Consider the following 17,094-nt stretch of genomic DNA (forward strand, 5'->3'; position numbering starts at 1 on the left):
GAGGACGCGAGAGGACTCGCGGCGGTACGGCGGAACGAGCCGAAAGGTGGGGTGCTCATCGTGACTCCTTGATGAGGTCGGCAGCCTTCTCGCCGACCATGATGGCAGGTGCGTTGGTGTTGCCACGGGGTACGCGCGGCATGACGGACGCGTCGGCGACCCGCAAGCCCTCGACGCCGTGGACCTTGAGCTCGGGATCGACGACGCTGCCCTCGATCGTGCCCATCGCGCAGGTCGCGACCGGGTGGTAGACGGTCTGGCCGAGGCGGCTGATCGTGCCGAGGATCTCGTCGGTCGTCGGGTCGAGGCTCGCGGGCTCCCACGGCTCGGCGATGAGCTTCGCCAAAGGACCCTGGGTGGCGACCTCGAACAACCGGCGATAGCCCGCGATCATCGCGTCCAGGTCGGCGCCGTCGTCGTAGTAGCCCGGTTCGATCTCGGGGTGCCAGGTCGGATCCGCGGACCGCAGCTTGATGTGGCCCTTGCTCTCGACGCGTACGAGGGTCGAGGCGATCGTCAGCCCGCGACGTACGGGCTCGTGCAGGCCGTTGTCATAGAAGCCGGCCGGCAGCACGTGGAACTGCAGGTCGGGCGCGGCGAGGTCGTCGCGGGACGTGAAGAACCCACCCGCCTCGGCGACGTTGGAGCTCAGCGGCCCACGGCCGGCCTTCTGCGCCTTGAGGACGTTGGGCAGCGTGAGGAACTCGGCGAGGTCGGTCGTGTCCTTGGTGTAGAACAGCGCTCCCGAGATCGGGTGGTCCTGCAGGTTCTGGCCGACGCCCGGCAGGTCGACGCGTACGTCGATGCCGTGCTCGCGTAGGTGCGCACCGGGGCCGATGCCCGACAGCATGAGCATCTGCGGGCTGGCGATCGCGCCGGCCGACAGCACGATCTCGGCGTTTGCCCTGGCCGTGTGGGTCACTCCCCCGCGGCGGTACGTCACCCCGGTCGCGCGCGTGCCCTCGAGCTCGATGCGGGCGACGAACGCCTCCGTGCGAACGGTCAGGTTGGGCCGCTTGCTCGCCGGGTGGATGTAGGCGTCGGCGACCGACCAGCGGCGACCCTTGTTGCAGGTCACCTGGTAGAGCCCGGCGCCCTCCTGCTCGGCGCCGTTGAAGTCGTCGTTGCGCTTGAAGCCGGCCGACACCGCCGACTCGACGAACGCGTGGCTCAGCTCGTGCGTGTAGCGCCGGTCCTCGACGCGCAGGGGACCGCTCGTGCCGTGGAACTCGTCGTGCAGGCGGGTGTTGCCCTCGGCCTTCTTGAAGTAGGGCAGGACGTCGTCGTAGCCCCAGCCGGTCGCGCCGTAGGCGTCGCGCCACTCGTCGTAGTCCGCGCGGTGGCCGCGGATGTAGATCATGGCGTTCATCGACGAGCAGCCGCCGAGCGCCTTCATGCGGGGCCAGTCGGCGCGACGCCCGCCGAGCTGCTTCTGCGGCGTCGTCTGGTAGCCCCAGTCCCACTTGGTCTTGAACAGCGCGGAGAACCCGGCCGGCAGGTGGATCATGTCGTCGTCATCGTCGGGCCCGGCCTCGAGGAGCAGCACCGAGACGGACGGGTCCTCGCTCAGGCGCGCGGCCACGACTCCGCCGGCGCTGCCGGATCCGATGACGATGTAGTCGTAGCTCTCGTCGCCCATGAGTCCCTTTCAGCGGCCGTGACGCGTGCCACACAACCTACTGCGGGTATGTCACTGACACAACCAGTGTCACGGTCGGAGGGCGGCCCTCACGGCGGCGCCGATCCGCGCCGTCAGATCGCGGCGGCCGGCACGGTCGACGGGGACCTCGAGAACCCTGATGCCGGTGACCTCCTCATCGAGGGCGGAGGCCAGATCCGCGGGTTCGACGCGGCGGTGCTCGACGCCGTACGCCGTGCAGAGCGCTGCGATGTCGACGCCGGTCGGGGTGGCGTAGACGCGCTCGAACGTCGCGGCATACTCGGGCGCGCCCTGCTCGAGCGTCGAGAAGATGCTGCCGCCGTCGTCGCTCGCCACCACGATCGTGAGGTCGGGCCGGGGCTCGCCGGGGCCGATCAGCAACCCGTTGCTGCCGTGCAGGAACGTCAGGTCGCCGACGTAGGCGATCGACCGGCTGGACGTACGCGCGAGGGCGGCGCCGATCGCGCTCGACAGCACCCCGTCGATGCCGGCCAGCCCACGGTTGGCGATGATCAGCCGGCGCTCGCCGACCGTGTAGGGCCGGGCGACGAGGTCGAGGTCGCGGATCGGGTTGGACGAGCCGACGAACAGCAGGCCCTCCGGCGGGACCGCGGCGTTGATCGTCCGGGCGACGTCGTAGGGGGTCGTGCCGTCCAGGAGCGCGTCGATCGCCCGCGTCGCCGCGGCATCGGCGTCGTGCCAGGCCGCGAGCCACGCGGCGTCTGAGGCTTCCTCGTGCTCGACCGCCTCGACGAAGCGGACGTTGTCGCCGGCCGGCACCGGGAAGGTCTCCTGCGTGCCGACGTGGACGATCTCGATGTCGGTGCGGGACAGCAGCTGCGTGACCGGGCGGGAGAGCGTGGCGTGACCGAAGCTCACGACGCGCTCGATCCGCTCGGCGAGCGGCGAGTGCGCCAGCAGCATCCGGTACGCGACCAGCGCCTCCCCATTGCGCGACCCCGAGCTCGGCTCGGCGAGCAGCGGCCACCCCGCGTCGCGGGCCAGCACGCGTGCCGGCTGCTTGGCGTCGTCGCCGGCGACCACGACGGTGCGCGGGCCGGCGGGAACGTCATGTCCTTTCGACGGGCTCGAGGACCGCTCCTTGAGCTTGTCGAAAGGAGCCTCCGACTCGAAGTCCCAGTCGGTGGGTTCGACCAGGGGCTCGTCGAGCTCCAGGTTGAGGTGCGCGGGACCGCCCGCGATCGCATTCACCCGGTCGACGAACGGGATGCCGGGGAAGATCTCGCGCTGGTCGGTCGTCTGGTTGGCACCGGTGCCGCGCAGGCGCGAGGGACGGTCGGCGGTCACTGCGAGCACCGGGACATTGGCGTGCTTGGCCTCGAGCATCGCCGGGTGCAGGTTGGCGACCGCGGTGCCGGACGTCGTGACGACGGGGACGAGGCGCCGCGATGCCTTCGCGAGACCGAGCGCGAGGAAGCCGGCCTCGCGCTCGTCGACGCGTACGTGGAGGCGGATCAGTCCCTGCTCGTCGGCTGCCGCAAGCGCCAGGGCCAGCGGGCCAGACCGGGATCCGGGTGCGAGCACGGCGTCGGTCACACGGTGGGCGAGCAGCACGCCGATCAGGTCACGGGCGGTGGACGTCGCACTCATGGGAGCACCGCGCGTACGGCCGACAGCCGCGCCTGCCAGCGGGCATCGGTCTCACCGTCGGCGGCCACCGAGTCGTACGCCGCGGGGTCGAGCACCTGCCGACCGACGGGGAGGTACCCGTCGACGGGCCTCAGCGGCTGGGCCACGACGTCACCGGCGAGGAGGGACGTGGTGGCGAGGCCACAGGCGTAGGGCAGCTCCGGCAGCGCGGCGGCGAGGGCGAGGCCCGCGGCGAGGCCGATCGACGTCTCGACGGCGCTGGACACGACGACCGGCAGGCCGATCTGCTCGGCGATCCGCAGGCACGCGTGGACCCCGCCGAGGGGTGCGACCTTGAGCACCGCGATGTCGGCGGCCTCGAGCTCGACGACGCGGAACGGGTCGTCGGCGCGGCGGATCGACTCGTCGGCGGCGATTGGCACGCCGACCTTGCGGCGTACTGTCGCGAGGTCCTCGACCGATGCGCAGGGCTGCTCGACGTACTCGAGCCCGTGGGCGGCGAGGTTGAGCGCCGCGATCGCGCTGGTCGCCGCGTCGACGGACCAGCCACCGTTGGCGTCGACGCGGATGCTGCCCCGCGGCCCGATCGCCTCGCGGACGGCTTCAACACGCTCGATGTCGTCGGCCAGGGTCTGGCCCTTCTCGGCGACCTTGACCTTGGCGGTCGCGCACCCGCTGCTGCGCACGATCGCCTGCGCCTGCTCGGGGCCGACGGCGGGCACGGTGCAGTTGACCGCCACCTGCATACGTACGGGAGTCGGCCAGTCACGCTCGGCCGAGTCGAGGGCGGCGGCGAGCCAGGGCGCGCTCTCGCGGGCGTCGTAGTCGAGGAACGGGCTGAACTCGGCCCAGCCCGCGGGACCCTCGACGAGCATTCCTTCGCGCCGGTCGATGCCACGGAACCGCGTGGGCATCTCGATGGCGTACGTACGGAACTGCACGAGTTGAACCCTAGCCTCGCCGCCGTACTGTCGAAGCATGAGCCGAATCGCCATCGTCGGAGGCCACGGCAAGATCGCCCGCCTCCTCATCCCGTTGCTCGTCGACGCCGGCCACCAGCCCGTGGCGCTCGTCCGCAACCCCGACTACTCCGCCGAGCTCGAGGGCCTGGGTGCCGAGGTCGGCATCCTCGACATCGAGCGGGACGGCGCCGACGCGTTCGCGGAGGCGTTCGCCGGCGCCGATGCCGTCGTGTTCGCAGCCGGCGGCGGTCCCGACGGCAACATCGAGCGCAAGCGGACGGTCGACCTCGGGGGCTCGCTCAAGTCGATCGAGGGAGCACGCGCGGCCGGTGTCAGCCGGTTCGTCCAGGTCTCGGCGATCGGCGTCGACCGGCCGGTCGGCGCGGACGCCGGCGACGTCTGGACGGCGTACGTCGAGGCCAAGCGGGACGCCGACGTCGCGCTGCGTGACAGTGACCTGGACTGGACGATCATCCGGCCCGGCGGCCTGACCGACGACGCGCCAACGGGGCACGTCGAGCTCGCCGAGACCGTCGAGCGCGGGCAGGTGCCCCGTGCGGACGTCGCGGCCGTGATCGTCGCGGCGCTCGACGAGCCGGCCACGATCAACCGCCAGTGGGAGCTCGTCAGCGGCGAGCACCCGATCGACGACGCCATCGCCGGGGCGGTGGCATAGGGGCTTGCTGCGTTCGGCGATGACCCAGGTCGAACCGTCCTGCGTCGGCGGTGACCCAGGTCGAACCGTCCTGCGTCGGCGGTGACCCAGGTCGAACCGTCCTGCGTCGGCGGTGACCTAGGTCGAACCTTCGGGCTCTGCGTTCGACCAGGCTCACCACCCCTCGCCCGGCGCGGTCAGCTCACCGCCCTGCGGCGCGCCTCAAGGCCTCACGGTCCAGCTTGCCACCGGGCAGCAGGGGGAGGGCGTCGAGCAGCACGACCTCGCGGGGCGCCCACGTACGCGGCAGCCCCGCCTCTTCGACGCGGTCGCGCAGCTCGTCGAGCCGCAGCCCGTCGAGGCACACGGCGTCGTCGGGCACGAGGAAGGCCACGACGCGCGAGCCCCACTCCTCGTCGGGCACGCCGAGGGCCACCGCATCGCGCACCCCTTCGTACGTCCGCAAGGCCGCCGTCACCGCTGGGAGCGGGATGTTGACCCCACCGCTGATCACGACGTCGTCGACCCGGCCGGTGATGCGCAGCCGGCCGTCGCCATCGATCGACCCGAGGTCGGCCGTCGAGAACCAGCCGTCGTGCAGCACCTCGGCGGTCGCCTCCGGATCGGCGTAGCCGTCGAACAGCACCGGACCGGCGAGCTGCACCTGCCCGGCGTCGTCGATCCGCACCTGCACGCCGTCGAGCGGCAGCCCGTCGTAGACGCAGCCACCGCAGGTCTCGGTCATGCCGTACGTGCGCACGACCTCGACCCCTGCGGAGCGGAGCGCCTCGAGCAGCTCCGGCGGCACGGCCGCACCACCGATCAGCAGCGCGTCAAGACTCGTGAGCACGTCGACCTCGCCGGACTCGACGAGCCGGTGCGCCTGGGTCGGCACGAGCGACGCGTAGCGACGGTCACCGGGGATCGCGGCGATCGCCTCGGCGAGCGACGCGTGCTCGTCGGCGTACGCGGGCTCGAGGCCGGCGACTGCCGAACGTACGAGGACCTGCAGGCCGCCGACGCCGGTCACCGGCATCGCCTGCAGCCAGCCCCCGGGTCCGCCGAGCCGGTCGAGGCTCGCGTGCGCCGAGGCCAGCACGGCGCGGTGGGACAGCACGACGTCCTTGGGCTCCCCGGTGCTGCCGGACGTACGGATGACGAGCGGGTCGCCACCCTCGCTCACCCACTGCTTCAGCAGTGCGTACACCTCACGCGGCGTCCCGGCCACGGGACGCAAGCCGGTCACTCGGGCTCCCCCGGCTCGGCCGGCGCGTCGAGCGGCCGCTTGAAGTACATCCAGGGGAACCACAGCGCACCGATGCGCTCCCAGCCCTTGGCCTCGAGGTCCTTGGCCTTGCGGCTGCCGATCACGGCCCGCTTGTGCTCCCACTGCACCGGCGACTTCTCGACGTCGTGGAACAGCGGCCCGTAACCGGTCGAGTGCCACCCGTGCCGGCCCCACGCGTTGAGCACGTCGATCTCGTTGAACGCGGTGAGGCCCACGAGCTGCCGCTGCTCTGCCGTGCCGGGAATGGGCTCCGGTCGATGCCCGCCGAAACGCTGCTGGGCGGCCTGGCGGCTCATCCCGAGCGCCGAGCCGATCGCCTCCCAGCTCCAGCCCGCGGCGCGCGCCGACGTCACGGCCGAACGCAGCAGGCGGCCGGCTTCCTCGTGCGCACGGTGCGTGAGCACGACAAGATCGAGGTGCGCCTGCGGCTCGCTCTCGAGGCGACGCTCGATCGTCGGGTCGAGCCGGGCGATGGCACGACCGATCAGGTCCGAGAAGTCCGCGTCGTTGATCGCCATGCTGTCAACGCTAGCTTGACGCCCAAGGCGCGTCAACTCGAAGTTGACAGCGAGGCAGGTGGCAGACTGATCGATCGTGACCACCCCTTCGCTCTCACCCGCCCAGCTCTGGGTCGCCGGCGCCAGGCCCCGCACCCTGCCGGCCGCCATCGCGCCGGTCCTGGCCGGCACCGGCGCCGCCGCGTTCGCCGAGTCGTTCGTCTGGTGGAAGGCGCTGCTCGCGCTCGGGGTGTCGCTCTCGCTGCAGATCGGCGTCAACTACGCCAACGACTACTCCGACGGCATCAAGGGCACCGACAACGACCGCGTGGGTCCCCTGCGGCTCGTCGGGTCCGGCCTGGTGCCGGCGGCGTCGGTCAAGCGCGCCGCCCTGCTGTTCCTGGCGCTCGGCGCCGCGTTCGGCTTCGCCCTGGCCGCGACCTCGAGCTGGTGGCTCCTGCTCGTGGGCGTCGCGGCGATCGGCGCGGCCTGGACCTACACCGGAGGGCCCACACCGTACGGCTATCGCGCGCTCGGCGAGGTCAGCGTGTTCGTGTTCTTCGGCCTCGTCGCGGTGCTCGGCACGGCGTACGTCCAGACCGAGGAGATCACCGGGCTCGCGGTCGCCTGCTCGATCGGCGTCGGAGCGCTCGCCTGCGCGATCCTCGTGGCCAACAACCTGCGCGACATCCCGACCGACTCGGTCACCGGCAAGAAGACCCTGGCGGTCGTGCTGGGCGACACGTGGACCCGGCGGTTCTACTCGTTCCTCCTGCTCGTCGCGGTGGCGTCGCTCATCTGGGCGTCGGTGTTCACGCTCTGGGCGCTGCTCGGCCTCGCGATGACGCCGCTGGCCGTACGCGCTCGCCAAACCGTCGCGTCCGGCGCCAAGGGCATGGCCCTCATCCCCGTGCTGCGCGACACCGGCCTCGCCGAGCTCGTGTACGCCGTCGGGCTCGCACTCGGGCTGTTCATCGGGGCCTGACGTGCTGCGCGTCGCGGTGCTCGCCGACACCCACGCTCCGCGCTTCTGGAAGTCGATGCCGCCGGCCGTCGCCGAGCAGCTCACCGACGTCGACGTCATCCTGCACGCCGGCGACGTCTGCGTGCCGAGCGTGCTCGACGAGCTCAGCGCGTACGCCCCGGTGCACGTCGTGCTCGGCAACAACGACGGGCCCGACGTCGCCGCGTGGGGCGCACCGGAGACCTTGGAGCTCGACCTCGACGGGCTCCACGTCGCCATGATCCACATCAGCGGCGACAAGGTCGGGCGGGCCGCTCGTATGCGTGGCCGGTTCCCCGACGCGGACCTCGTCGTGTTCGGCCACTCGCACATCCCGTGGGACACCGAGCAGGACGGTCAGCGGCTGTTCAACCCCGGCTCGCCGACGGACAAGCGCCGGCAGCCACGAGGCACGATGGGCCGGCTCGTGGTCGACGCCGGCGTGCTGGTGTCGGCCGAGATCATTCCACTGAGCTAGCGCCGAAGGCTCTGACACCGGTTCCTAGGGAGGCCGTCCACGGCCGACCGGTGGGGGTCCCCCCGCGAGCTCTGCGAGCAGGGGGAGGGAGCGCAGCGACCGAAGGACGGTCACACCGTAGGCAGGATGCCCGTCTTGTCGAACTCGGCGAGGGCCGCGGCGTACGGGACGATGTCGAGTCCGTGCGAGGCCAGCCACCCGTCGTCGTAGTAGGTGTGGCCGTAGCGTTCACCGCCGTCACACAGCAACGTCACGACGCTGCCGGTCTCGCCGGCGGCGCGCATCTCGCCGATGAGCTGCAGCGTCGCCCAGATGTTGGTGCCGGTCGACCCGCCGACGCGTCGGCCCAGGATGCCGGAGAGCCAGCGCATCGCGGCTATCGATGCGGCATCCGGGACGTGGACCATGTCGTCGATGACACCGCCGACGAACGACTTCTCGACCCGCATGCGGCCGATGCCCTCGATCCGCGAGGGCTGGTCCGTCGTGACGTCGGAACGGTCGGCCTCCCAGCCGCCGTAGAACGCCGAGTTCTCGGGGTCGGCGACGACGACACGGGTGTCGTGGCGGCGATAGCGGACGAACCGGCCGATCGTGGCCGACGTGCCGCCGGTGCCCGCACCCACGACGATGAGACTCGGGCACGGGTGCGGCTCCGCGGCCAGCTGCTCGAAGATCGACTCGGCGATGTTGTTGTTGCCTCGCCAGTCCGTCGCCCGCTCCGCGAACGTGAACTGGTCCATGAAGTGCCCGCCGCACCCGCTCGCCAGCTCCTGGGCGACGTCGTAGATCGTGCCCGGGTCGTCGACGAGGTGGCACTGTCCGCCGTAGAACTCGATGAGGTCGATCTTCTCGGGACTCGTGGTGGCCGGCATGACCGCGACGAACGGCAGGCCGATCAGGCGCGCGAAGTAGGCCTCGCTGACCGCGGTCGACCCGCTCGACGCCTCGATGACGGTCGTGTCCGGCTTGAGCCAGCCGTTGCACAGGGCGTACAGGAACAGCGATCGGGCCAGCCGGTGCTTGAGGCTGCCGGTGGGGTGGATCGACTCGTCCTTGAGGTAGAGGTCGATGCCCGGGACCGGGATCGGCAGGACGTGCAGGTGGGTGTCGGCGCTGCGATTGGCGTCGGCGTCGACCCGGCGGATGGCCTCCGCGATCCAGGCGCGGCTCTCAGTCGACGTCTTCGGCATGGCGCGACTCCTCGATGCGGCGCGTCATGCGCTCGGCTCGCTCCTGGACGTTCTGGGCGAGCTTGTCGCGCAGCCCCGCGAGCACGAAGATCGAGATCACCGAGGACAGCACGAGCGAGATCAGCAGGACCAGGAGCGACGTGAGGTTGCCCCACTCGACCCAGATCGACGCGATCAGCCAGACCACCCCGAACGTCGCCCCGAACACGGCGAGGCGGGCGAGCGTGTAGGTCCAGAAAGCCTTCATGACCGCAGCCTAATCGCTCCCGGAGTCATGGCGGGAGGCGGTTGCACCGTCCCCGGTACGGTTGAGGCATGGGCAAGTTCGTGCTGATCGTCATCGGTCTGGCCCTGTTCGTCTACGCCCTGTTCGACCTGGTCGCGACGCCGCGTGAGCGCGTCCGCTACCTGCCCAAGCCGTTGTGGTTCGTCGTCGTGCTGGTCGTCGGCATCGGCCCGCTCCTGTGGCTGCTGATCGGCCGTGAGCGCGCGCTGCCGGGCGGTGGTCGTACGCGTCCGCCGCACCCGCCGAGCCCCGGCCCCCTCGGTCCCGACGACGACCCGGACTACCTCCGCGGCCTCTAGCCCGACCGCCAACTTTTGAAGCGTTGCGCAGGTTCCGACGCCGATTTGGCTGCGTAACGCTTCAAAAGTTGGCGCGTCCACAGGAAGTCCGGTGTGCGGGCGGCGCACACAGGTTCCGATTCGTCGTCAAGATCCTTTCGGCGCCCCCTGCATCGTCTGAGGATGCCCCTCATCCGCGACCTTCCGGCCGACCTGCAGGACGTCCCCTTCACCACGGCCACCGCCAGGAAGCGCGGCATCGGACGCGGGTGCTCGCCGGCAAACGGTGTCGCCAGCTGTTCCGGGGTGTCTGGGTCTCGGCGGACGTCGAGCTGACCTTCAGGCTCCTGCTCCATGCCGCCCGCCTGGCTCTGCCCCGCGACGCCGTCGTGAGCCACACCAGCGCCATGCGGCTGTACGGCCTCGAACCCCGCACCGGCCGGCACCCGCACCTCGAGTTCTCGACGACCCGCACGACGGTGACACGCCATGTGGGCATCGTGCTGCACCGCCGCCAACGCCGGATCTCGACTGTTGAGCTGGAGGGGCTTCCCGTGACCGGCCCCGAGCGCACTTTCGTCGACTGCGCGGGCCGGCTGACCTTCGTCGAGCTCGTCCAGCTCGGCGACTGGCTGATCCACACGGGGAGGACGACGTTCGACGCCCTCACCGCATACGCCCTCGATCGCCACCTGCACGGTGTGCGACGAGCGCGCAGGGCGGTCACGTACGTACGGGAGAACGTCGAATCGCCGATGGAGACCGTCATCCGACTGCTGCTCGTCTTTGCCCGACTGCCCGAGCCCAGGTGCAACGTCGTGCTCCTCGACGACGATGGACGCTTCCTGGGGAGAGGAGACCTGGTCCTCGATCGGTGGAAGGTGCTCATCGAGTACGACGGATGGCACCACGAACGATCGTCCGCACAGCGGCAGCAGGATATCCGGCGGCGAGAACGCATCGAGGCCGCGGGTTGGGTCGTCATCGTCATCACGTCGACAGACCTGAAGCGTCCTCAGGAGATTGCGTGGCGGGTGCACCGGGCGCTGAAGGCGCGGGGGTACACGGGACGCCCTCCGAGCATGAGCATCATGTGGCACCGCTGGTTCGCCTGACTCGACGACAACTTTTGAAGCGTTGCGCGCCTTCCCGTCGTCAGGAACCTGCGTAACGCTTCAAAAGTTGGCCGCCGGTCAGTCGTCCCAGCGGAAGACGCGGCTCGCCACGGCGGAGACGACGACGGCGAAGCCCAGGAGGATGACGATCGGCAGCACCGCCGACGACGGGCCCTCGCCGCGGACCATCGTGTCGAGCATGCCCTCGTTCAGGTGCTTGAGCGGCAGCACCTCGCTGACAGCCGTGACCCAGCCCGGTGCACCGTCGAGCGGGAAGAACGACCCCGACAGGAACGCCATCGGCAGCACCACGAAGTTGGCGATGCCGACCGCTGCCTCCTCGCTCTTGGCCACCGCACCGGCCAGCAGCCCGATCGCCATGAACGACAGCGTGCCAGCCGTGAGCAGCGGGACGATCATGGGCCACGAGCCGGTCAGCTGCAGGCCGAAGAGCGCCACGCCGACACCGATGAAGATCGCCGCCTGGACGGCCGCGATCGCGACGCTGACGGCGATCCGGGCGAGGACGACGGCCCAGGTGGGGACGGGGGCGAGGCGCAGGCGCCGCAGCAGCCCGTTCTTGCGCCAGACGACGAGGTTGGTGGCCGCACCGAACGTCGCACCGGAGGCGATCGCCCAGCCCATCAGCCCCGGCGTGAAGAACTGGATCGTCGACAGCGAGTCGTCCTCGACCCGGTCGCCCTTGAGCACGTACTTCGGCTGCTGGCCGGTGACGGCGATGTTGGCCGACTGCACGATGCCCTGGAACGTGCCCTGGACCGTCGCCGCCTTGACCTGGTCCGCCTGCGAGAAACGTACGACGAGGGTGTCGCCGCGCTGCGTGATCATGGCGTCGGCGTCGCCCTTGCGGACCTTGTGGATCGCCGCCTTCTCGTCGGTCGTGCGATGGATGTCGAGGCTCTCCTTGAGGTAGGCCCGGACCTCCTTGGGCGCGTCGTCGAGCACCGAGACCTTGCCGACCTGCTCGACGTCGATCTTCGAGCCGCCGGAGCCACCGAGCAGGCCACCGAAGAGCGCCAGGAACATCAGCGGGAAGATCACCGCGAAGAAGACCGCCATCTTGTCGCGGAAGAACCCCTTGAGCATCGCGACCGCGAGGCTCTTGAACGCTGTCGTACGGGGTGACGTCATGCTCGGTACTCCCGGCCGGTGAGGTCGAGGAACACGTCCTCGAGCGAGGCGCCCTTGACGCTCAGCCCGTCCAGCGCGTCACGGTGCGCGAGCTCGGTGAGGATCCGGGCGGGGTCGCGGGTCGTGATCGTCAGTCCCGACTCCTCGTCGGCCACGTCGTCGGAGCCGGCCATGGCCCGTGCTGCGTCGGCATCGAGCGTGCCCGGCGCGACACTGATGCGTACGGGAGCGTCGAGGCCGCGGACCAGGGCGGCAGGAGTGTCGAGCTCGAGGATCTTGCCGGCGTCCATGATCGCGACGCGGTCGCACAACGCCTCGGCCTCGTCCATGTAGTGCGTCGTCAGGATCACGGTGCGGCCGGAGTCGTTGATGCTGCGCAGCACGTCCCACAGGTTGCGGCGGGCCTGTGGGTCGAGCGCCGCGGTCGGCTCGTCGAGGAACACGACGTCGGGGTCGTGGATCAGCGCGCAGGCGATCGACAGCCTCTGCTTCTGCCCACCGGAGAGGTCCTCGGTGCGGTCGTCGGCCTTGTCGACCAGGCCGACCTGCTCGAGCATCTCGTCGGTACGCCCGGCGGCGACGCCGTAGAGCGCACCGAACGTGTCGAGCTGCTCGCGGGCCGTGAGCCGTTCGAAGAACGACGACGCCTGGAGCTGCACGCCCATGCGGCGTTGCAGCTCGGGCTCGCGCCTCGAGGGGACGTGGTCGTCGATGCGGACCGTGCCGGACTGCGGCTTGCGCAGCCCCTCGACCATCTCGAGCGTCGTGGTCTTGCCGGCACCGTTGGGTCCGAGCAGCCCGAAGAACTCCCCCGACGCCACCGTGAAGCTGACACCGTCGACCGCCCGCACGTCGCCGTACGTCATGACGAGGCCCTCGGCCGTGATCTCCGCGCCCATGGCCAAAGACCTTACTGGGCCATGGGCCGAGCGAGCGCAGCGAGCGAAGGCAGGCGCCTGCGCGAAGCGCAGCCCCGGTGAGGTACGAACCGCGGAAGCGGCGAGGAACGAGCCGCGCGCCCTATTTGGCGTACGAGTGCATCCCGGAGACGAACAGGTTGATGCCGACGAAGTTGAACACGAATGTCGCGAAGCCGATGAGCGCGATGATCGCTGCGGCCTTGCCCTTCCACCCGGCGGTCGCCCGCGCGTGGAGGTAGCCGGCGTAGACGACCCAGGTGATGAACGCCCAGACCTCCTTGGGGTCCCAGCCCCAGTAGCGGCCCCACGCGTACTGCGCCCAGATCGGCCCGGCGATCAGCGCGGCGAACGTCCAGATCGGGAACGCGAACGCGTGCACGCGGTAGGCGACCTGGTCGATCTTGGCCGACGGCGGGATGCGCCACAGGAAGCCGACGCGCTCCTCCTCGGGGGTCGTACGCTCGGCGCGCGCCTTGACGAGGTAGAGCACCGACGCGGCGGCACCGACGAGGAACGCCGAGCCGGAGATCATGGCGCCGAGGACGTGGATCACGAGCCAGTAGGAGTGCAGCGCCGGCACGAGCGGTCCGGGCGGCACGAACACGAGCGCCGACAGGCCGAGCACGACGGTGCCGAAGCCCGTGATGATCGGGCCGACCCAGTCGATCGCCCACATGCGGACCAGCACGATGTACGCCGTGAGGGCCATCAGGGTCGCGGCGCAGCCGAACTCGTACATGTTGCCCCACGGCACGCGCTGGGCCGAGAGCCCGCGGGCGATGACGCCGGCCAGCAGGACCAGCCAGGCCAGGCCCGTGAGGGAGAAGCCGATGCCGCCGGCAACGTCGCTGCGCTCGGAGGCGGTGTCCTCGGCCGATGGCGGCGCACCCTCGGCGGCGCCGGCGGTCACCAGCGCGCGGTCGGGGGCGATGCGCCGGGCGAAGCCCCACTGGGCGACGTACGCGACGAAGGCGAGGGCGAGGATGCCGGTGGCCGACGCGACGGCGTAGTTGGAGAACTGCTCGTACTGCGCAGCGGTCATGTCTTCTCCTCTGTCTCTCCAAGCAGTTCGCGGAACCGCTCGAGGAAGGCGTCCAGGTCGGCCGGCAGGTCGTCACGGGGGACGCGGTCCAGCACGGCGACATCCACCACGGTACGTGAACCGTCGCGGCGCGCCCTGATCCAGGTCCTGCGCGGCTTGATCGTCAGGGACGTGACGAGTCCCAGGAGCCCGGCGACGATGCCGATCAACGGCACCTGCACGCCCGGCGACGAGCTGATCTGGAACCGGGCGAACTGCCTGAGGTCGACGAACTCGATGGTCCCGCCGTTGGGCAGCTTCTGCGACTGGCCCTCCTGGAGGCTGACGCGGAAGCCCTTGTCGCCGTTCATGTACTGCTTCATCTTCGACTTGTCGAGGATGTAGACGGACTGCGGCGTCCCCTTGTCGAGGCCGAGGTCGCCGTGCCAGACGAACAGGCCGAGCAACGGGTTGGCCGCGGCCGGATAGACCGAGATCGACGCGCCGTTGGCACCGGTGGCGGCGGTCGGCAGGAAGAAGCCCTGGAAGCCGAGCTGCTCGGGCTCGGCATCGGGCACCTTGACGACACCGGTCGACGTGTAGGACGGGTCGTTGGGCAGGAACGGCACGGCCTCGTTGAAGACGACGTCGCCGTTGGCGTCGGTGATCTTGATGACCGGCGCGTAGCCCTGACCCACCAGGAACACCGAGGTGCTGCCGATCTCCAGCGGGTGGTTGACGGTGATGTCGAACGTACGTTGGGCAGCTCCGGGCTTCGACGTGTAGGTGCCCTGCGCGCGGAACAGCCGGGGGGCGCCGGCCTGCTGGCTGCCCAGCGGCTGGAACTTGGCGGTGAAGTTGTCGAGCTTGAGCGAGAACGGCGGCAGCTGGTCGGCCTTGAACAGCGACCCGGAGCCGAACTCGTCGTACTGCGTCAGGGAGTTGGCGAAGCCTTGGCCCTCGGTGACGATCGCCGAGCCGCGGTAGCCGAACAGCGTGCCCACGGCGACGCCGACCAGGACCACGACGACGCTGATGTGGAACACCAGGTTGCCGGCCTCGCGCAGGAAGCCACGCTCCGCGCTGAGCTCGCCGTCGACGACGTCGACCCGCGCCCGGCCGAGCGCGCGGCGACCGCCGATGAGCACCTCGTCGACCGGCGCCGACGTCTCGAACGACGCCGAGGCCGGCAACCGCGAGAAGTTCCGCGGCGCCTTGGGCGGCCGCGCCCGCAGGGCACGGAAGTAGACGAACGACCTCGGGACGATGCAGCCGATCAGCGACACCATCAGGAGCAGGTAGACCGCACTGAACCACGGCGACGTGTAGACGTTGAAGAATCCCAGCTTGTCGAGCGTCGGCGCACTCTTGGGGTGCTCGAGGAAGTACGCCTCGACAGCCCGCGCATCGACCCCGCGCTGCGGCACGAGCGAGCCCGGCACGGCGGCGATCGCCAGCAGGAGCAGGAGGAACAGCGCCGTACGCATCGACGTCAGCTGGCGCCAGAACCACCGGGTGAGCTCCCGGCGGCCGAGGGCGGGTACCGCGTTGCTGCTCATACCGCGCCCTCCAAGAAGAGCCCACGATACGGAGGCCGCGGCATGAGTGCTGCCACATGATTCACTCGCTGGCGCTCGCTCATACCGGCGCCTCGAATCCGGTGATCCAGGTCTGCATCTCGCCGACCAGGTCGTCCCAGCGACCGGTCACGAGCATGAGCCCCACCGCGATGAGCAGCGCGCCGCCGGCGATCGAGACAGCGCGCTGGTGCCGCTTGAACCACGAGACCGTACGCATGAACTTGCCGAAGCCGAGCGCCGCGAGCACGAACGGGATGCCGAGGCCGAGGCAGTAGACGAGGGCGAGGAACGCACCACGAGCCGCAGACGCGTCATCGTCCGCGAACGACAGGCTCAGCACCGCCGTCAGGGTCGGGCCGATGCACGGCGTCCAGCCGAGGCCGAAGAACACCCCGAGCAGCGGCGCGATCGCGAGACCGACGGTCGGCACGGCGTGCACGCGGGCCTCGCGCTGCATGAACGGGACGAGGCCGATGAAGGCGAGCCCCATGACGATGACCAGGATCCCGGTGACGATCGACAGGGTGTGCTGGTGCTCCTGGAGCCGCAGGCCGACGTTGCCGAACAGGGCACCGCCGAGCACGAACACGGCGCTGAAGCCGAGCACGAACAGCAGCGCCCCGGCCAGCAGCCGGCCGCGCCGCGCGGTCTCGAGATCCTGCGCCGCGACGCCCGAGACGTACGAGAGGTAGCCCGGCAGCAGCGGCAGCACGCACGGGGAGAAGAACGACACCAGGCCGGCGAGCATGGCGACCGGTGCGGCGAGGAGGAGGTTGCCCGAGAGTGCCGTGTCGCGGAACCAGTCCGTCACGACGTGCTCTTCTGGACGTCGTCGATGACTCCGGCCAGGGTCGAGGCGCTCAGCTTGTCGTCCATGATCCGCGCCGCGACGCGGCCCTTGGAGTCGATGACCCACGTCGTCGGGATCGCCTGGGTCGGCAGGGTCTTGACGAACTCGAGCTCGAGGCTGCCGCCCTCGTCGGCGAAGCTCGGGTAGGTGATGCCCTTCTTGCGGTTGAACGCGATCGCCGAGGACGTGTCGGGCGTACGGGTGAGCATGCCGATGAACTGCACGTCCTTGTCGGCGTACTGCTCCGAGACCTCCTTGAGCGCCGGCGCCTCGGCCCGGCACGGCGCGCACCAGGGACCCCAGAGGTTGACCACGAGGGTCTTGCCCGCGAAGTCGGCGGTCGACAGCGGCTTGCCGTCGAGGCCGTCGCCCTCGAGCTTCGGCGCCGGCTTGCGGTCCTTGACCGGGACGATCGTGACGAACTTGCCGTTGGCGCCGACGTATCCGTCGGTGTTGCGGTCCCGGCCCCCACCGGTGCAGGCGGCGAGCAGGACCAGGGCCCCGACCGCCACCATGACGCGAAGCGTGCGCTTGGTGAGGTGCAC

18 protein-coding genes are annotated in these 17,094 nt (G+C 70.4%); 5 read left to right on the plus strand and 13 right to left on the minus strand.

The window, feature by feature from the left end:
* Positions 1-55 precede the first annotated feature (55 nt).
* The 3 genes from ASE12_RS09200 to ASE12_RS09210 all read right to left on the minus strand — a co-directional run bounded on the left by ASE12_RS09200 (position 56) and on the right by ASE12_RS09210 (position 4,212).
* Positions 56-1,639, minus strand: a complete 1,584-nt coding sequence (locus ASE12_RS09200; protein ID WP_056399545.1) for a GMC family oxidoreductase — start codon at positions 1,637-1,639, stop codon at positions 56-58.
* Between the two features lie 69 nt (positions 1,640-1,708).
* The gene (gene menD / locus ASE12_RS09205; RefSeq protein ID WP_056399546.1) at positions 1,709-3,271 is read right to left on the minus strand and encodes a 2-succinyl-5-enolpyruvyl-6-hydroxy-3-cyclohexene-1-carboxylate synthase; all 1,563 of its coding nucleotides are present in this window, start codon (positions 3,269-3,271) and stop codon (positions 1,709-1,711) included.
* A complete protein-coding gene (locus tag ASE12_RS09210; protein WP_369797181.1) occupies positions 3,268-4,212 on the minus strand; it encodes an o-succinylbenzoate synthase in 945 nt (314 codons plus the stop codon). The genes menD and ASE12_RS09210 overlap by 4 nt, the downstream gene beginning before the upstream one ends.
* Positions 4,213-4,249: 37 nt before the next feature.
* Here ASE12_RS09210 and ASE12_RS09215 point away from each other — a divergent pair, with 37 nt between their 5' ends.
* Positions 4,250-4,909: an SDR family oxidoreductase gene (locus tag ASE12_RS09215; RefSeq protein WP_056399548.1), complete on the plus strand. Its 660-nt coding sequence runs from the start codon at positions 4,250-4,252 to the stop codon at positions 4,907-4,909.
* 181 nt (positions 4,910-5,090) lie between these two features.
* On the opposite strand, the gene ASE12_RS09220 is transcribed toward ASE12_RS09215, so the two are convergent.
* Entirely contained in the window at positions 5,091-6,134 is a 1,044-nt protein-coding gene (locus ASE12_RS09220) for an AMP-binding protein (RefSeq protein ID WP_082582177.1), read from the minus strand.
* Positions 6,131-6,694, minus strand: a complete 564-nt coding sequence (locus ASE12_RS09225; protein WP_200954993.1) for a hypothetical protein — start codon at positions 6,692-6,694, stop codon at positions 6,131-6,133. The genes ASE12_RS09220 and ASE12_RS09225 overlap by 4 nt, the downstream gene beginning before the upstream one ends.
* A 73-nt stretch (positions 6,695-6,767) precedes the next feature.
* Here ASE12_RS09225 and ASE12_RS09230 point away from each other — a divergent pair, with 73 nt between their 5' ends.
* Together ASE12_RS09230 and ASE12_RS09235 are read left to right on the plus strand one after the other, a co-directional pair.
* On the plus strand, positions 6,768-7,658 hold the full coding sequence (locus ASE12_RS09230) for a 1,4-dihydroxy-2-naphthoate polyprenyltransferase (RefSeq protein ID WP_056399549.1): 891 nt from the start codon (positions 6,768-6,770) through the stop codon (positions 7,656-7,658).
* 1 nt (position 7,659) lies between these two features.
* Complete coding sequence (locus tag ASE12_RS09235) at positions 7,660-8,154, plus strand: metallophosphoesterase family protein (protein ID WP_235508880.1); 495 nt, start codon at positions 7,660-7,662, stop codon at positions 8,152-8,154.
* 110 nt (positions 8,155-8,264) lie between these two features.
* On the opposite strand, the gene ASE12_RS09240 is transcribed toward ASE12_RS09235, so the two are convergent.
* Both ASE12_RS09240 and ASE12_RS09245 read right to left on the minus strand, forming a co-directional pair.
* On the minus strand, positions 8,265-9,347 hold the full coding sequence (locus tag ASE12_RS09240) for a PLP-dependent cysteine synthase family protein (RefSeq protein WP_056399552.1): 1,083 nt from the start codon (positions 9,345-9,347) through the stop codon (positions 8,265-8,267).
* On the minus strand, positions 9,328-9,594 hold the full coding sequence (locus tag ASE12_RS09245; RefSeq protein WP_056399555.1) for a DUF4229 domain-containing protein: 267 nt from the start codon (positions 9,592-9,594) through the stop codon (positions 9,328-9,330). Before ASE12_RS09245 ends, ASE12_RS09240 begins: the two co-directional genes overlap by 20 nt.
* Before the next feature lie 68 nt (positions 9,595-9,662).
* Between ASE12_RS09245 and ASE12_RS09250 the strand changes: the two genes are divergently transcribed.
* Together ASE12_RS09250 and ASE12_RS09255 are read left to right on the plus strand one after the other, a co-directional pair.
* Positions 9,663-9,932, plus strand: coding sequence for a PLDc N-terminal domain-containing protein (locus ASE12_RS09250; RefSeq protein ID WP_056399556.1), 270 nt, complete (start codon positions 9,663-9,665; stop codon positions 9,930-9,932).
* Positions 9,933-10,000: 68 nt separating this feature from the next.
* A complete protein-coding gene (locus ASE12_RS09255) occupies positions 10,001-11,026 on the plus strand; it encodes a hypothetical protein (protein ID WP_157412874.1) in 1,026 nt (341 codons plus the stop codon).
* Between the two features lie 78 nt (positions 11,027-11,104).
* Here the strand turns inward: ASE12_RS09255 and ASE12_RS09260 are convergent, their stop codons facing one another.
* From ASE12_RS09260 to ASE12_RS09285, 6 genes are all read right to left on the minus strand, one after another.
* Positions 11,105-12,178: an ABC transporter permease gene (locus ASE12_RS09260; RefSeq protein ID WP_200954994.1), complete on the minus strand. Its 1,074-nt coding sequence runs from the start codon at positions 12,176-12,178 to the stop codon at positions 11,105-11,107.
* The gene (locus tag ASE12_RS09265) at positions 12,175-13,077 is read right to left on the minus strand and encodes an ABC transporter ATP-binding protein (protein WP_056399558.1); all 903 of its coding nucleotides are present in this window, start codon (positions 13,075-13,077) and stop codon (positions 12,175-12,177) included. The genes ASE12_RS09260 and ASE12_RS09265 overlap by 4 nt, the downstream gene beginning before the upstream one ends.
* 121 nt (positions 13,078-13,198) lie before the next feature.
* Entirely contained in the window at positions 13,199-14,140 is a 942-nt protein-coding gene (ccsB, locus tag ASE12_RS09270) for a c-type cytochrome biogenesis protein CcsB (protein WP_056399559.1), read from the minus strand.
* Positions 14,137-15,678, minus strand: a complete 1,542-nt coding sequence (locus ASE12_RS09275) for a cytochrome c biogenesis protein ResB (RefSeq protein ID WP_056399560.1) — start codon at positions 15,676-15,678, stop codon at positions 14,137-14,139. The genes ccsB and ASE12_RS09275 overlap by 4 nt, the downstream gene beginning before the upstream one ends.
* Positions 15,679-15,757: 79 nt before the next feature.
* Positions 15,758-16,510 carry a cytochrome c biogenesis CcdA family protein gene (locus tag ASE12_RS09280; protein WP_056399563.1) on the minus strand — a complete coding sequence of 251 codons (753 nt, stop codon included), beginning with the start codon at positions 16,508-16,510 and terminating at the stop codon, positions 15,758-15,760.
* Positions 16,507-17,094: a TlpA disulfide reductase family protein gene (locus tag ASE12_RS09285; protein ID WP_056399566.1), complete on the minus strand. Its 588-nt coding sequence runs from the start codon at positions 17,092-17,094 to the stop codon at positions 16,507-16,509. The genes ASE12_RS09280 and ASE12_RS09285 overlap by 4 nt, the downstream gene beginning before the upstream one ends.

Origin of the sequence: Aeromicrobium sp. Root236 (genome assembly GCF_001428805.1) — a bacterium.
Taxonomy (GTDB): domain Bacteria; phylum Actinomycetota; class Actinomycetes; order Propionibacteriales; family Nocardioidaceae; genus Aeromicrobium.

What these genes read in the sequence shown, in the direction of transcription:
- ASE12_RS09200 (WP_056399545.1), bottom strand. Translation starts at nt 1,639, where the DNA reads ATGGGCGACGAGAGCTACGACTACATCGTCATCGGATCCGGCAGCGCC.
- menD (WP_056399546.1), bottom strand. Translation starts at nt 3,271, where the DNA reads ATGAGTGCGACGTCCACCGCCCGTGACCTGATCGGCGTGCTGCTCGCC.
- ASE12_RS09215 (WP_056399548.1), top strand. Translation starts at nt 4,250, where the DNA reads ATGAGCCGAATCGCCATCGTCGGAGGCCACGGCAAGATCGCCCGCCTC.
- ASE12_RS09225 (WP_200954993.1), bottom strand. Translation starts at nt 6,694, where the DNA reads ATGGCGATCAACGACGCGGACTTCTCGGACCTGATCGGTCGTGCCATC.
- ASE12_RS09240 (WP_056399552.1), bottom strand. Translation starts at nt 9,347, where the DNA reads ATGCCGAAGACGTCGACTGAGAGCCGCGCCTGGATCGCGGAGGCCATC.
- ASE12_RS09245 (WP_056399555.1), bottom strand. Translation starts at nt 9,594, where the DNA reads ATGAAGGCTTTCTGGACCTACACGCTCGCCCGCCTCGCCGTGTTCGGG.
- ASE12_RS09250 (WP_056399556.1), top strand. Translation starts at nt 9,663, where the DNA reads ATGGGCAAGTTCGTGCTGATCGTCATCGGTCTGGCCCTGTTCGTCTAC.
- ASE12_RS09260 (WP_200954994.1), bottom strand. Translation starts at nt 12,178, where the DNA reads ATGACGTCACCCCGTACGACAGCGTTCAAGAGCCTCGCGGTCGCGATG.
- ASE12_RS09265 (WP_056399558.1), bottom strand. Translation starts at nt 13,077, where the DNA reads ATGGGCGCGGAGATCACGGCCGAGGGCCTCGTCATGACGTACGGCGAC.
- ccsB (WP_056399559.1), bottom strand. Translation starts at nt 14,140, where the DNA reads ATGACCGCTGCGCAGTACGAGCAGTTCTCCAACTACGCCGTCGCGTCG.
- ASE12_RS09275 (WP_056399560.1), bottom strand. Translation starts at nt 15,678, where the DNA reads ATGAGCAGCAACGCGGTACCCGCCCTCGGCCGCCGGGAGCTCACCCGG.